Origin of the sequence: Thalassotalea euphylliae (assembly GCF_003390335.1) — a bacterium.
Classification (GTDB): domain Bacteria; phylum Pseudomonadota; class Gammaproteobacteria; order Enterobacterales; family Alteromonadaceae; genus Thalassotalea_F; species Thalassotalea_F euphylliae_B.
On sequence record NZ_QUOU01000001.1, the window covers coordinates 1244331 to 1259004 of the forward strand.

Genomic DNA, 14674 nt, shown 5'->3' on the forward strand with positions numbered 1-14674 from the left:
TTGAGATGTAGTAGATGATTGACCAAGCAAGCGGCTTACGAAAAATGCAAGATTTAAGACAAATCAAAGTAATCGCAGTTTCCGGAGGCAAAGGCGGTGTAGGTAAAACCAATGTTTCGCTTAACACTGCAATCGCACTAGCAAAGCAAGGCAAAAAAGTATTGGTTTTAGATGCTGATTTGGGCTTAGCTAATGTCGATGTCATGCTCGGCCTTCGCGTTCAGAAAAACATTGCTCATGTACTTAGCGGCGATTGCGAACTTGACGACATTATTATTGAAGGCCCTGCAGGGATTAAAATTATTCCTGCGACCTCTGGCACTCAATCAATGGTTGATTTAACGCCGTCTGAACACGCCGGCCTGATTCGCGCCTTCAGTGATATGCAAACTGAGTTTGACGTTCTGATTGTCGATACCGCAGCTGGCATCTCTGATATGGTATTGAGCTTTGCACGCGCAGCACAAGATGTGATGTTAGTGGTTTGTGATGAACCCACGTCAATCACTGACTGCTACGCGCTGATGAAGTTGCTGAGCCGTGATCACGGTGTATTTAAATTTAAAGTTGTTGCCAATATGGTACGTTCGCCAAAAGAAGGGCAGCAATTGTTTGCTAAACTAACCAAAGTGACGGATCGATTCTTAGATGTGGCCATCGAGCTAGTAGCTGTCGTGCCATTCGATGAGAATATTCGCAAGGCGGTGCGCAAACAAAAAGCAATTGTTGATGCATTTCCAGAGTCACCTGCGGCTAAGGCATTTACTAGCCTAGCCAAGAAAGTGAACAGCTGGCCTATCCCCAATCGACCATCAGGTCATTTAGAGTTCTTTATCGAACAATTGCTTGAGCAATAGCACTTCATAGGGAGTTATAGTGGTTAAAGCTAATGCTTACACTAGCTATCTAGACAAATCAACGCTAATCGAACAGCATAGCGTGCTGGTTAAGCGTATTGCCTATCACTTGTTGGCGAGGCTGCCAGCCAGTGTTATCGTCGACGACTTAATTCAATCCGGCATGATTGGTCTGTTGGAAGCGGCCAATAATTTTGACGGTAGTAAAGGTGCTAGCTTTGAAACCTTCGCTGGTATCCGCATTCGCGGCGCGATGCTCGACGAAATTCGCAAAGGCGATTGGACACCGCGCTCTGTCCACAAAAATAGCCGTATGGTTAGCGATGCGATAAAAGCACTTGAAGCTGAGTTGGGACGTGATGTTACCGACTCAGAAGTCGCAGCTAAACTAAATCTCTCCCTCAACGAATATCATCATATTCTCAACGAAGTAAGTACTGGCAAAATCATTGGCATTGAAGATTTAGGTGTCACTGACGATGTCATCAGCTTTGATGAAGAATTTCAAGAAGATGATCCATATCATGCGATTGAACAAGTAACCTTCAAAAAAACGTTAACAGAGTGTATTTCGACTTTACCTGAGCGAGAAGCTTTAGTACTGTCCCTCTATTATGACGAAGAATTAAATTTGAAAGAAATCGGGCAAGTTCTTGACGTAAGTGAGTCAAGAGTAAGCCAGATTCACAGTCAAGCGATGCATCGATTAAAAGCACGTATGCAATCTTGGCAAAGTTAAGTAGAATATATAGAAATTTATTGGTTTATTTCACCGGAGGGTGCCTTGGATAAAAATATGAAAGTACTTGTTGTTGATGATTTTTCAACAATGAGACGAATTGTTAAGAACTTATTACGCGATTTAGGCTTTACTAATATTCAAGAAGCGGATGACGGCAGTACAGCGCTGCCTATGTTACAAGGCGGTGATTTTGATTTTGTTGTTACCGACTGGAACATGCCGGGTATGCAAGGTATCGATCTATTGAAAGCGATTCGCGCTGATGAGAACTTAGCACATATTCCGGTATTGCTGATTACCGCAGAAGCGAAAAAAGAGCAGATCGTTATGGCGGCGCAAGCGGGTGTTAACGGATACATTGTTAAGCCGTTTACTGCTGCGACGCTAAAAGAGAAATTAGACAAAATTTTTGAGCGTTTGGGATAAACGATCTGAACGCGAGGAAATTTCATGAGTAAACTGTCTACTGGAAAGATTAGTTTAGAACAGGCAAAGTCATTAGTGGCGTTTATCGAAAATGGCGAGCAAGAAAAGGCTGATACTTTACTTGCTGAGATCCAAAACCCGATAAACTCTGAGTTATTTGCAGAGATTGGTAAATTAACCCGTCAGCTGCATGATTCGATGATGAATTTTCAATTGGATTCTCGATTGAATGACTTGGCCAATGCTGATATTCCTGATGCCAAAGAGCGTTTAAATTATGTTATTAGCCGCACGGAAGACGCGGCTAATAAAACCATGGACGCGGTCGAATCCATTTTCCCTGTCGTTGACACCATTCAAGAGCAAGTCAAAGCGGTTAATCCGCTTTGGCAAAAGCTGATGCACAACGAGCTGAATTTGGGGGAGTTTAAAGCGCTTTGTAAAGACATTGACAAGCTGCTGAAAACGACATCATCAGAAACAGAACACATGCATGCGTTAATGACAGACGTATTAATGGCGCAAGACTTCCAAGACTTAACGGGTCAAGTCATCAGAAAAGTGATCGACCTCGTGCGAGAAGTGGAAGAAAGCCTCATTAATATGCTGACTGCTTTTGGTGTGACGGAAGATGAGCAAAAAGATAAAGCAACCCTGAAAACAGGTGAGAACCTAGTTGAAGGGCCGATTGTAAATACTGACGAGAGAGACGACGTTGTATCAGGTCAAGATGACGTTGATGATCTCTTATCTAGCCTAGGATTTTAGCGGGAGTTTGGTGCATGTCCTTTGAAGCGGATGAAGAAATTCTACAGGATTTTTTGATAGAAGCAGGCGAAATTTTAGAAGCGTTGTCAGAACAGCTGGTCGAATTGGAAAATGACCCAGACAATGCTGATTTACTAAATGCCATATTTAGAGGCTTTCATACCGTCAAAGGTGGTGCCGGATTTTTATCACTGACAGAGCTTGTGGATGCTTGTCATGGTGCCGAAAACGTTTTTGACATTCTTCGAAATGGTCAACGTGCGGTAACGCCAGAGTTAATGGATGTTATTTTACAGGCGCTTGATACCATCAATGAAATGTTTGCCATGGTCCAAAACCGTGAGCAACCAGAGCCAGCAGACCCTGCGTTACTTGCCGAGTTACATCGATTAAGTGAACCTGAAGGTGCAGAGCCAACGGCAGCACCAGTGGCGGCTCAGCCTGAACCAGAAATCTTCCAAGAAGTTGAAATTGAAACTTCAGCTTCTAGCAGTGATGAAGAAATGACGGAAGACGAGTTTGAAGCACTACTTGACGAGTTACATGGCCCAAGCAATGGCCCAGCTGCAAGTAATGCACCGCAAGCGTCGACGCCAGCGGGCAATAGCGATGAAATTACCGATGACGAATTTGAGTCGTTACTCGATGAACTTCACGGCCAAGGTGCCTTTAAAACGACTGCTGCAGATACTGCACCTGCACCAGCGGCTTCTTCAGATGAGATCAACGACAGCGAATTTGAAGCGTTACTAGATGAACTGCACGGTAAGGGTAAAGCTCCTAGTGCTGCCCAACCTGCGGCAACACCTGTGGCCGCAGCGCCAGCAGCTAAAGCGGAACCAGCCAAGCCTGCCGCTAAACCTGTTGCCGCAAAACCGGCTGCTAAAGCGCCAGCAAAACCTGCTGCAAAAGACAAAAAGCCAGCTGCTCCAGCTGCGCCACAAGCAGAAACAACGGTACGTGTTGATACGAAACGCTTAGACCAAATCATGAATATGGTGGGTGAGCTCGTATTGGTGCGCAATCGTTTAACTAGCCTAGGTTTGACGAAAGAAGATGAAGAGTTAACCAAAGCCGTTTCTAACCTTGATGCGGTAACCACAGATCTTCAAGGTGCGGTAATGAAAACCCGCATGCAGCCAATCAAAAAGGTCTTTGGCCGATTCCCTCGCGTTGTTCGTGACTTGGCGCGTAGCTTAAACAAAGAAATTAAGCTTATCCTTGAAGGTGAAGAGACCGACTTAGATAAGAACTTAGTTGAAGCGCTTGCCGATCCGCTAGTTCACTTGGTGCGCAACTCTGTTGACCACGGTATTGAAGAGCCAAATGTGCGTGAAGCCAATGGCAAGCCACGTGAAGGTACTGTGATATTATCGGCATCGCAAGAAGGTGATCATATCTTACTCACCATCCGAGATGATGGCGCTGGCATGAATGCAGAGAAACTCAAGCAAATTGCCATTGATCGCGGTGTATTAGATGCTGAAGCGGCGGCGCGTATGCCGGAGAAAGAGGCATTCAACCTAATTTTCGCACCTGGTTTCTCAACCAAAACCGAGATCTCAGAAGTCTCTGGTCGCGGCGTTGGTATGGACGTTGTTAAAACCAAAATCACTCAATTAAATGGTACGGTAAATATCGATTCTGAATTGGGTGTCGGTACGGTTTTAGAGATCAAAGTACCGTTAACACTTGCTATTTTACCAACCTTAATGGTTGTTGTTGGCGAGCAGATTTTTGCTTTACCGCTGGCGGGTGTTAACGAAATATTCCACCTTGATTTGACGAACACGAACGTGGTTGATGGGCAACTAACGATTATCGTCCGTGAAAAAGCGATCCCGTTGTTCTATTTAGATCAGTGGTTGGTAAAAGGCGGTGAAGAAAAACCACGCGATAAAGGCCATGTTGTTATTGTGCAGTTAGGCACACAGCAAGTTGGCTTTGTGGTTGATAGCTTGATTGGTCAAGAAGAGGTGGTGATCAAACCATTAGATCGACTGCTTCACGGCACACCAGGCATGGCCGGTGCGACGATTACCAGTGATGGCGGTATTGCGTTGATTTTAGACGTGCCGAGCATGTTAAAGCACTACGCTAAAAAAGCTTTGGTTCACAAAAAGCTGCGTGGTTAACGCGCAGCTCTCCCTCCGAGCGCCAGCATTAGAGAATTTACATGGCATATAAAGTATTGGTTGTTGATGATTCGAGTTTTTTTAGACGCCGAGTTACCGACATATTAAACCAAGACTCCAACATCGAAGTGATTGACGTTGCTGTTAATGGGCAAGAAGCTGTCGACAAAGCTGCAACATTGAAGCCCGATGTGATAACCATGGATATCGAGATGCCAGTACTCAATGGCATTGAGGCGGTTAAGGCGATAATGGCGAAATCGCCGACCGCGATATTAATGTTTTCTTCGTTAACCCATGAGGGAGCAAAGGCAACATTTGAAGCACTTGACGCAGGCGCACTAGACTTTTTACCTAAGAAGTTCAACGAGATTGCCAAAAATAACGAAGACGCTGGTGGCTTGTTACGCCAGCGCGTTTTAGAGCTAGCGCGCAAAAGCGGCTCAGTTAAACGCGGTGTTACTCGTCGTCCAACCCCGACTTTCACGCCTAAAAGTAAGGCTACCAGTACCGCGAGCACTTTGAGCCCTTCGACACGCTCGAGGTTCGAGCGAAAGCCTCCGGTATCGCCAGTTTTATCAAAATCGCCAGTGGTATCAAAAAACTTTGCCAAACCAATTGACGGCACTGATAAATCATCAGCACCAATGCCAGAGACGAAACTGAGAAAGAGCTCAGGTAAGAAGTACAAATTACTCGCAATTGGTACGTCAACTGGCGGGCCCGTCGCACTTCAACAAATTCTAACGCAATTACCCGCTAACTTTCCTTTGCCAATCGTCATGGTTCAGCACATGCCTGCGGCATTTACTGAAGCCTTTGCCAATCGACTCAACTCACTGTGTCAAATTTCCGTCAAAGAAGCGAAAGACGGTGATCGCTTACAAGCCGGTCATGCCTACCTAGCACCTGGTGGTATGCAAATGCTTATAGATGGTACAGAAAATGCAGCAAAAATCAGGGTGATGGAAGACAACTCGGCACGAGTTGCTTACAAACCAAGTGTAGATATTAGTTTTGGCTCTGCTGCGAAAATATATGCGGGTGATGTATTAGGTATCATATTGACCGGTATGGGCGCTGACGGAAGGGAAGGCTCTCGTATGTTAAAAAATAAAGGTGCCACTATTTGGGCGCAAGATGAGGCCAGCTGCGTGGTGTACGGTATGCCACAAGCAGTGACTAAAGCAGGCTTGTCTGAGTTATCACTACCTCTTGAGCAAGTAGCAGGTACCATCCTAAGGGAGATAGGACATGGATAAGCTCAGTATTGCTGGGCTTGTTGTCGCGCTATTCGCGATTTATTTAGGATTTAGTATAGAAGGTGGCGCAATCGCCACCTTGTTTGAGCTACCAGCATTTATTATTGTCTTTGGCGGCACGGTTGGAGCTGTGTTGCTGCAATCCTCGAAACAACAGTTTAGCCATGCCATTTCATTGCTTGGTTGGGTAATTCATCCACCTAAATTTGATATTGAACAGGGCATTGATGATGTCGTGACTTGGGCGCAACAAGCGCGAGAGTCAGGCTATTTGGTACTGGAAAATGTCGCCATGGATGTCGAAGATCGCTTCGTTAACAAAGGGTTAAATTTTCTTGCCGATGGCGTTGAAACAGAGCAGTTAATCACGTCTATTGAGCTCGATATCGAATTGTACCGAGACCACAGTTTACGCTCTGCCAAAATATTTGAGTCGATGGGCGGCTATAGCCCAACCATCGGTATTTTGGGAGCGGTACTCGGTTTGATCCAAGCAATGGGAAACCTGTCAGACCCGGATATGCTGGGGCAAGGTATATCTACAGCGTTTGTCGCCACTATCTACGGCGTTGGTTTTGCAAACCTCATCTATATTCCTATCGCTAATAAAATTCGCGCGATTGTTCACCAACAAACCATGTACCGGGAAATGATGGCGCAAGGTTTAATTGCGATTTCGCAAGGTGAAAACCCACACGCGATTGAAAATCGTTTATCTGCGTTTAGGTTACAAGAATGAGTCGCCTCAGAATAAAGCGACACGAAGTGGAACATGATGATGTGCATCGTTGGTTGGTGTCTTATGCCGATTACATGACGCTATTATTTGCCTTGTTTGTGGTCTTGTATGCGATGGCGATGATCCACGAAGAGCCATTTGAAACAATGACAGATTCAATTGGTCGCGTGTTTCAGGCGAACGAAGAGCTACCTAAAAATCGCGGCCACGGTGAAGATATCTTACCCGTAAATTCGAGCAAAACGAATAAGCGCCTATATGGTGACGGCATTAAAGATGATGCCGGGCCAGAGTTAACGGATGGCCAGCCGGTATTATCTAATATCGCTGATAGTGATGTTGGTACAAATTTAACTTCACTAGAGCGAAAGTTACACACGGCACTGTACGATATTATTGAGTCAGGCTATGCCCAACTTCAGGTTGACGGCGACTGGCTCGAAATAGAACTCAATAGCGCCTTGCTGTTTCCGAGCGGCTCTTCATCACCTACGCGCTCAGCCGATGCTATTTTAACGGTTATTCATCAAGTACTGATCGATGTGTCGAACTTTATACGGGTTCGCGGTTACACTGACAATCAACCCATTAACAACGAAATATTTTCCTCGAATTGGGAGCTATCTGTTGCCAGAGCCACAGCCATTCTTAGGTTATTAGAGAATTTAGGTATTTTGCCAGCGCGAATGGCAATTGAAGGGTATGGACAGTATTACCCAAGTGCAGACAACGAAACCTCAGAAGGGCGAGCGCAAAATCGTAAAGTGGTTATCGCCATTTCAAAATATGGTCTAGATCAAGAAAGTTTACTTGATACACCAACGATCAGTGTTAAGGACGTAGCAACCATTAAGGAAGTGGTTGATTCTACAGATGAAGACAATAAAATTAGAATCATTCGCTTAGATAACGGTGGTATCCGTATCACGACGCGAAGTGATGAAAACATTAATAACTCAAATAAATAGGTGCTCTATTGGTCGTTTGGACAATTGCTAATCAAAAAGGTGGCGTAGGCAAAACTACGACGACTATTTCACTGGGAGGGTTACTGGCTGAACGCGGACACAAAGTGTTACTGGTCGATACCGACCCTCATGCGTCATTAAGCTATTACTTTGGCATCGAATCTGAAGATTTAGAGCTGAGTGTATACGACCTTTTTGTTCAAGTATCGACGCAGGAGCAAATTGAGCAAACGCTATGCCCGACTCAGTACAAGAATATTGATATTTTGCCTGCAACGATGGGCTTGGCGACACTTGATCGCTCGCTTGGCAGCAAAGGTGGCATGGGCTTAGTGCTTAAAAAAGCAATTCAGAAGCTCGAAGGGCAGTATGATTATGTATTAATGGATTGCCCACCAGTACTTGGTGTTTTAATGGTGAATGCGCTAGCCGCTTCTGATAGAATCATCGTGCCTGTGCAAACAGAGTTTCTCGCTTTAAAAGGTTTAGATCGTATGATGAAAACGATGGAGATCATGCAAGGCGAGCAGCAGGAGCCATTCACGTATACCATAGTGCCAACGATGTTCGATAAGCGCACTAAGGCATCACTGATTGCTTATCAAAAGCTTCAAGAGCTATACGGTGATACGGTTTGGCCTGGCGTAGTGCCAGTAGATACTAATTTTCGCAATGCCAGTGTTTCACAAAAAGTACCTTCTGATTATGCAGGTGCTTCGCGTGGTGTTTACGCCTACAAAAGCTTGTTGAAACATTTAATTAAACTTACCGCAGTAAAGAAATAGGTTAATCAATGTCAAAGTCGCTAGCCGCTAGCCAAAAAGTGATGAGGTCTTATTTATCAGAGCTTTTGACTGATGATGCTGAGTCACTCGAGCAAGCGCCATCAACGCAAAGTGTGCTCACACACAAAGAGCCGGATAGTGAAAAGCTTGAAAAGCTGCTTGAAAATGTTGCAAAACCAAGTTTATCGGTGACGGATAAAGTGACATCAACTCGCGCTCAAGCGCGTGCGATAACAGCGGACGCTAAACCTGTAAAAAGCAAAGTTACGCAAGCACCCAAGGCACCAGCCAAACCAGCAGCTGCGCAAGTAAAGACTGATGTACCAGTAAAAACGACTGCGATTTCGACGACGAAAAGTGAACAAACGGTTCATGTTAAGCCGCAAAAAGACTATCGCGAAGGCAGCTTCCAGGCGATGTTTTTTGACGTCGCCGGGCTTACCATTGCCGTGCCTTTGATTGAGTTAGGCGGTATCCATAACGTGGAAAGCATTAATAACTTAATGGGGAAGCCTGACTGGTTTAAAGGTGTGATGTTACACCGTGAGGAAAAAATTAATGTCGTTGATACGGCGTTATGGGTGATGCCGGAAAAATGTGATCAACAATTAATGGATTCATTACATTATCAATATATTATAATGTTGAGTAATAGCCAGTGGGGGTTAATGGCTGAGCAGCTAGTTGATACCGTAACGTTAGAGCAAAGTGACGTTAAGTGGATGGATAATAACCCTAAACGTCCATGGTTAGCTGGGCTGGTGAAAGAGCGTATGTGTGCGCTATTAGATATCGAAGCTTTGATTAAAATGCTTGATCAAGGCTTAAACGTATACCCAAATTAAGCGTATATCCAAATAATCATTATTGCTGCTGGTGCGGCAATAGTTAACAACTTTGAGGACAAGAAGTATGTCTGACGAAAGACGTAGTGCGAACGATTCAGTTGATACTAATGATGAAGTGTTACAGTGGGTAACCTTTAAGTTAGAGCAAGAGACTTATGGCATCAATGTAATGCAAGTGCAAGAAGTGTTGCGTTACACTGAAATTGCGCCAGTGCCAGGTGCCCCTGATTATGTATTGGGTATTATTAACTTGCGTGGCAATGTCGTGACCGTTATCGATACGCGCTCTCGCTTTGGCTTAGCAGCCGCAGAAATTACTGACAATACGCGTATTGTGATTATTGAAGCAGAAAAGCAGGTTATTGGTATTTTAGTGGATAGTGTTGCTGAAGTCGTTTACCTGAAAGTCTCTGAAATTGATGTTGCACCAAATGTCGGTAACGAAGAAAGTGCTAAGTTTATTCAAGGTGTTTCAAACCGTGAAGGTGAGTTGCTTATCCTTGTTGATCTTAATAAACTGCTATCAGATGACGAATGGGATGAGTTAAAGCAATTCTAAATGGATTTTTAATGAATACCCAAGCTACTTCAAAGTGCTTGTTTCAGTTGGAATTAAAAGCGTTTTAGGCAAGGCATTGATTACAGAGAATGGTTGTTCCCTTGTCAAAATCAATAACACAGTATAAATCGCTTTTAAACCAACCCACTTTTTTAGGGTAGAAAGGGCGCTTCACAGGAACTCACTCTCTGCGTTGCAGCTTATTGAAAGGGAGTGACCATTCCGGCAAGCTGCGCCTTGATATTGAATCCCTGTGACAGCGCTGAAATCAAGCATCTTGAAATAGCATGGGTATAGAGCCTGTATATCAGGCTTTTTTTGTGGACGAGAAATGTGAATATCAACTTTGTATTGATAATTGTTGTCGCAGCAGCTTTGCTGCTCAGCTTGGTTTGGCTGCTTATCAAAGTTTCTCGTCTCAAATCGCAAGCTAAATTATTGAGTAGTCAACTCAATGCGTTAGAAATGCTCACGGCAGATCTACAAGTCAATATTAGTGCACTTGATCAAAAAAATGCGGAACTAAGTGCATTGCTCAACACTCAAACCACCGAAAACGAGCAAGTGTCTAGGCAGCTAGAACATCGAATACGAAATCAACAACAAGAACTGGCCAGTCTTACGCAAAAGTTAACCTTGTTAGATGAGCAACAACCTCAAGATAAGTTTTACCACCGAGCGTCGAAGCTGGCTGCCAAAGGCGCCAGTGCCGAAGAGATTATGGCAGAGTGTGAACTACCCAGAGCTGAGGTTGAAATGTTACTTGCGATGTATAAGCAGGGTGATGGCTAGCCGTATCCCCTAAAGCACAATACTAAACGGCTGCTTTTGGCGTTTGTCGCTTGCAATGCGTTCATTACTGGAGAGCGTAATTTAGGCAAAGTTAGAATTCAAAAAATTACTATTAGGAAAGTTATAGTGAATTATTCATGTTATCGAGTATTTTCATCAGCTTTTTCGTTTCCAACGTTAAAAGCATTGGCCTTGGTGTCAGTTGTTGCCTTATCCGGCTGTTCGTCAACTTCACAGGTTGATAACGATCCCAAAGACCCGTTGGAGCCTGTCAACCGAGCGTCTTGGACTTTCACTTGGGACTATGCCGATAAATATGTTCTAAAACCTGCTGCAACTGCCTATACAGAATACACGCCGACTTTTTTGCGCACTGGTTTGCACAATATGGCGCTTAACCTGAATGAGCCATCGTCTTTCATCAACAATGTCCTGCAAGGAAAATTTACTGACGCGGGTAAAAGTGCTGGTCGTTTTATACTAAATTCTACAGTCGGTATTTTGGGGTTCTTCGATCCGGCTAGCGACTTTGGCTGGACGGGCACGCAAGAGGAATTTGGCGAAGTACTCGCTGTTTATGGTGTAGGTGATGGTCCGTATCTAGTTATCCCGGCACTAGGGCCGAGCTCTGTGCGCGACGAAGCGGGCGATTTTGTTGACCGTTATTATTGGCCTTTAGCTGTCATTGACTTCTGGCCGAATGTTGTCCGTAGCGCAATTATAGGTTTAGAAGCGAGAGCTTCATTAACCCAACAAGAGCAATTGATTAATGAAGCCATTGACCCGTATGAGTTTGTCAAACAAGCTTATTTTCAGAATATGGAATATCGCGTTTACGATGGTAACCCGCCAATTAAGGTTAACGAAGATGAAGAAGCAGAGCTTGACGCTTATTTAGATGAGCTTGATGAAGAGTAAATACCGCCTCTGTGAAAACTCGGTTCGTTGTAAACAACCTTAACAATACTGGTGCATATGTTAGTATTTGCACCAGTTCAAGCAAAACAAATATTTGATTCCTAGGAATTCGCTGTTCAATGAAATACATTTCTACCAAATTTATGTCAGCCATACTTGGCATGACTCTCTCTGTAAGTGCTATCGCCGCTCAGGCTCCTAGCTCGATTACACCGCAACAGCTAGAGCAGTTTAAAAAATTGCCTGTATCCCAACAAAGAGCGTTAGCGCAGAGTATGGGTATTGACTACAACGCAATAAGAAAACAGCTACAAGGTGGTGCAAATACGAGCGACGAGGAAGGTGTGAACGAACAACAAACGATTTATCCTCGTGGCACTCAGTTTGACGAATTTGGTAATCCTATTCTGCCTCAAGATGAAATGCTGGCGGAAGAAGAGGAGGAAGAAACAGAGCCACAGCCGTTTGGCTATGATGTTTTTGCGAATGCGCCATTTACTTTTGCGCCAACCATGGATATTGCCGTGCCTGCTGATTACATCATTGGCGCAGGTGACACCATTAAGCTCCAAATGTTTGGTAAAGAAAGTGACGAATTTGAGCTTGAGGTCAATCGTCAAGGCGATGTCGTGATTCCAAATCTGGGACCATTTAGTGTTGCTGGTCTTACCTACACAGAAGTAAAACGCTATTTTTCTGCTGAAATCAAAAAGAAAGTGCTCGGTGTCGATGTTGTCGTCACCCTCGCTGATTTGCGCTCAATGCGCGTTTTCGTGGCTGGTGATGCGTTTAAGCCGGGCCCATATGTGATGAGTGCCTTGTCTAGTGTTACGCATGCTATCTTTGCGGCCGGCGGTATAAACGACATTGGCTCGCTTCGAAATATTCAGGTTAAGCGCGCTGGTAAGTTGGTCACAACGTTAGATTTGTACGACCTACTTATCTACGGTGATTCCTCAAATGATATTTTGTTGAAATCCGGAGATGTCGTTTTTGTGGCGCCTGTTGGGGAGCGAGTCACGGTCACTGGCGAGGTTAAGCGCCCGGCGATTTATGAGCTCTCAAGTAATGACGACTTTAATGCTGTTGTCAAAATGGCTGGCGGTTTATTGCCCTCAGCATATCCAACAGCGAGTGTTGTTGAGCGTTTTAACGAGCGTAACATTCGCACCATAGTAAACGTCGATTTAACTCAGCAGACACAGTTAGCGAAAGCCGTTAAAGGTGGCGATGTGTTAAAAGTACTCAAGACATCTGAGCAATACGATGATTCAGTGACGGTTATTGGTGCCGTTACTCGCCCTGGTAAATATCAATGGCAAAAAGGCCATAAAATTAGTGATTTAATTCCTAATATTCACGCTTATATGCTCGATGATGCCGATTTAAATTACAGTTTGATTATTCGAGAAAAAGACATTGGCAGAAATATCGAAGTACTGCAATTTAGCCTCTTTAAGGCACTGAGCGATGTTAACTCTGATGATAACTTGATGCTGGAACCGCATGACCGCATTTTGGTGTTTTCAATTAATGATCGCAACGCTAGCGCAGATGACTCTCTCGACTTACTGGCAATGACGCAGGAAGAGCTTCGCAAAAGAGAAAAACAACTTGCGGAAGAGCAATACAAAGAGCGTATGTTTTGGTTGCAGTATGGTGAAGAAGAGCCTTTAGAGGAATTTGACGAACTCGACGAGTCATTAAAGCTTGCTGAAAAGTCACTAGAGGAGTTGACTGGCGGCACTTATGAAGAAGACGTCGACCCTAAAGATATCGCGATCTTTTCGCGCCAAAAGTTACTCGCTCCAGTTATTAGGAAGCTACAGCATCAAGCGGCATCGGGTGAACCTTTACAGCTCATTGAAGTTGTTGGTGCAGTTAAATACCCAGGTATTTACCCGCTAGCTAAAAACAGCCAAGTAAATGATTTAGTGGCAGCTTCAGGCGGTCTTTTAGAGTCGGCCTATTTGGAGCGCGCCGAAATTACGCGCAATGAAATTATTGATAATAAGGCGCGTAAAAGTGCAATCAATATTAACCTGCACAGCGCTTTAGCGGGTGAAAATGGTCATAACATCACCATTCGAAGCAAAGACAGACTCAATATACATGTTATTCCCGCATGGCAGGAAAATCACATTGTTGAGCTTCGTGGTGAATTTCTATTCCCGGGTAAATACACGATCCAACGTGGCGAGACACTTGGCCAACTTATCGAACGCGCAGGTGGCTTTACCGAATTTGCCTACAAAGAAGGCTCTGTTTTTACCCGTGAAAAGCTCAAGCAACTAGAACTTCAAAATATTTTGAAAGTGACTGAAAGCTTGAGATCGGAGATTGCTTCGAAAAGCTTGTCGCAAAAAGACTCGCAAGCGATAGACTATGAACAAGCGCGATTATTACTGTCAGATCTAACAAAAGTTCAGCCGGTTGGTCGCTTAGTGGTCGATATTCCTCAAATTCAGCAAGACGCTAATGCTGATATATTACTGGAAAATGGCGATGTTTTATTCGTACCCACCAAACAAAACTCAATCAACGTTGTTGGTCAGGTGCAAGTTGCGACCTCGCATATATACAAACAAGGGTTAGATGCTTTTGACTATGTTGAGTTAAGTGGTGGTACGAAGCAACAAGCTGATAACAAACGTATTTATGTGATTAAAGCGAACGGTCAAGTGATGATTCCAGAAGCGGCTAATTGGTTTACGAGCAATGTAAATTCACTTAGCCCGGGCGATACTGTGGTCGTGCCATTGGATTCTTACTTTGTTGATAATTTGAGTTTATGGGCTTTAGGTACACAAATTGTTTATCAAGCCTCAGTTGCAATTGCTGCAATTGCCGGTTTGTAACAGACTGCTCAAAAATG

At 44.2% G+C, this 14674-nt stretch carries 14 protein-coding genes; all 14 read left to right on the plus strand.

Annotation, left to right across the window (positions count from 1 at the left end):
• The first annotated feature begins 14 nt into the window (after window positions 1–14).
• The 14 genes from DXX93_RS05535 (at window position 15) to DXX93_RS05600 (ending at window position 14657) form a co-directional block, all read left to right on the plus strand.
• Window positions 15–857: a MinD/ParA family protein gene (locus DXX93_RS05535; protein ID WP_116007208.1), complete on the plus strand. Its 843-nt coding sequence runs from the start codon at window positions 15–17 to the stop codon at window positions 855–857.
• A gap of 67 nt (window positions 858–924) precedes the next feature.
• A complete protein-coding gene (locus DXX93_RS05540; protein ID WP_374188939.1) occupies window positions 925–1596 on the plus strand; it encodes an RNA polymerase sigma factor FliA in 672 nt (223 codons plus the stop codon).
• A gap of 45 nt (window positions 1597–1641) precedes the next feature.
• Entirely contained in the window at window positions 1642–2025 is a 384-nt protein-coding gene (cheY, locus tag DXX93_RS05545) for a chemotaxis response regulator CheY (protein ID WP_116007210.1), read from the plus strand.
• Between the two features lie 24 nt (window positions 2026–2049).
• Window positions 2050–2793, plus strand: a complete 744-nt coding sequence (locus DXX93_RS05550; RefSeq protein ID WP_116007211.1) for a protein phosphatase CheZ — start codon at window positions 2050–2052, stop codon at window positions 2791–2793.
• A 14-nt stretch (window positions 2794–2807) separates the two neighbouring features.
• Complete coding sequence (locus DXX93_RS05555) at window positions 2808–4928, plus strand: chemotaxis protein CheA (protein ID WP_116007212.1); 2121 nt, start codon at window positions 2808–2810, stop codon at window positions 4926–4928.
• 41 nt (window positions 4929–4969) lie between these two features.
• Window positions 4970–6190, plus strand: a complete 1221-nt coding sequence (locus DXX93_RS05560) for a protein-glutamate methylesterase/protein-glutamine glutaminase (protein WP_116007213.1) — start codon at window positions 4970–4972, stop codon at window positions 6188–6190.
• On the plus strand, window positions 6183–6929 hold the full coding sequence (locus tag DXX93_RS05565) for a flagellar motor protein (protein WP_116007214.1): 747 nt from the start codon (window positions 6183–6185) through the stop codon (window positions 6927–6929). The genes DXX93_RS05560 and DXX93_RS05565 overlap by 8 nt, the downstream gene beginning before the upstream one ends.
• Window positions 6926–7897, plus strand: a complete 972-nt coding sequence (locus tag DXX93_RS05570; RefSeq protein WP_116007215.1) for a flagellar motor protein MotB — start codon at window positions 6926–6928, stop codon at window positions 7895–7897. The genes DXX93_RS05565 and DXX93_RS05570 overlap by 4 nt, the downstream gene beginning before the upstream one ends.
• Before the next feature lie 8 nt (window positions 7898–7905).
• Entirely contained in the window at window positions 7906–8682 is a 777-nt protein-coding gene (locus DXX93_RS05575; RefSeq protein WP_116007216.1) for a ParA family protein, read from the plus strand.
• Between the two features lie 8 nt (window positions 8683–8690).
• Window positions 8691–9527: a chemotaxis protein CheW gene (locus tag DXX93_RS05580; RefSeq protein ID WP_116007217.1), complete on the plus strand. Its 837-nt coding sequence runs from the start codon at window positions 8691–8693 to the stop codon at window positions 9525–9527.
• Window positions 9528–9594: 67 nt separating this feature from the next.
• Complete coding sequence (locus tag DXX93_RS05585; protein WP_116007218.1) at window positions 9595–10089, plus strand: chemotaxis protein CheW; 495 nt, start codon at window positions 9595–9597, stop codon at window positions 10087–10089.
• A 333-nt stretch (window positions 10090–10422) separates the two neighbouring features.
• Window positions 10423–10881 (plus strand): DUF2802 domain-containing protein, encoded by a 459-nt coding sequence (locus tag DXX93_RS05590; protein ID WP_116007219.1) that lies wholly within the window; start codon window positions 10423–10425, stop codon window positions 10879–10881.
• A gap of 126 nt (window positions 10882–11007) precedes the next feature.
• Window positions 11008–11799 carry an MlaA family lipoprotein gene (locus tag DXX93_RS05595; protein ID WP_116007220.1) on the plus strand — a complete coding sequence of 264 codons (792 nt, stop codon included), beginning with the start codon at window positions 11008–11010 and terminating at the stop codon, window positions 11797–11799.
• Window positions 11800–11918: 119 nt separating this feature from the next.
• Window positions 11919–14657, plus strand: a complete 2739-nt coding sequence (locus DXX93_RS05600) for an SLBB domain-containing protein (RefSeq protein ID WP_116007221.1) — start codon at window positions 11919–11921, stop codon at window positions 14655–14657.
• Window positions 14658–14674: the final 17 nt, after the last annotated feature.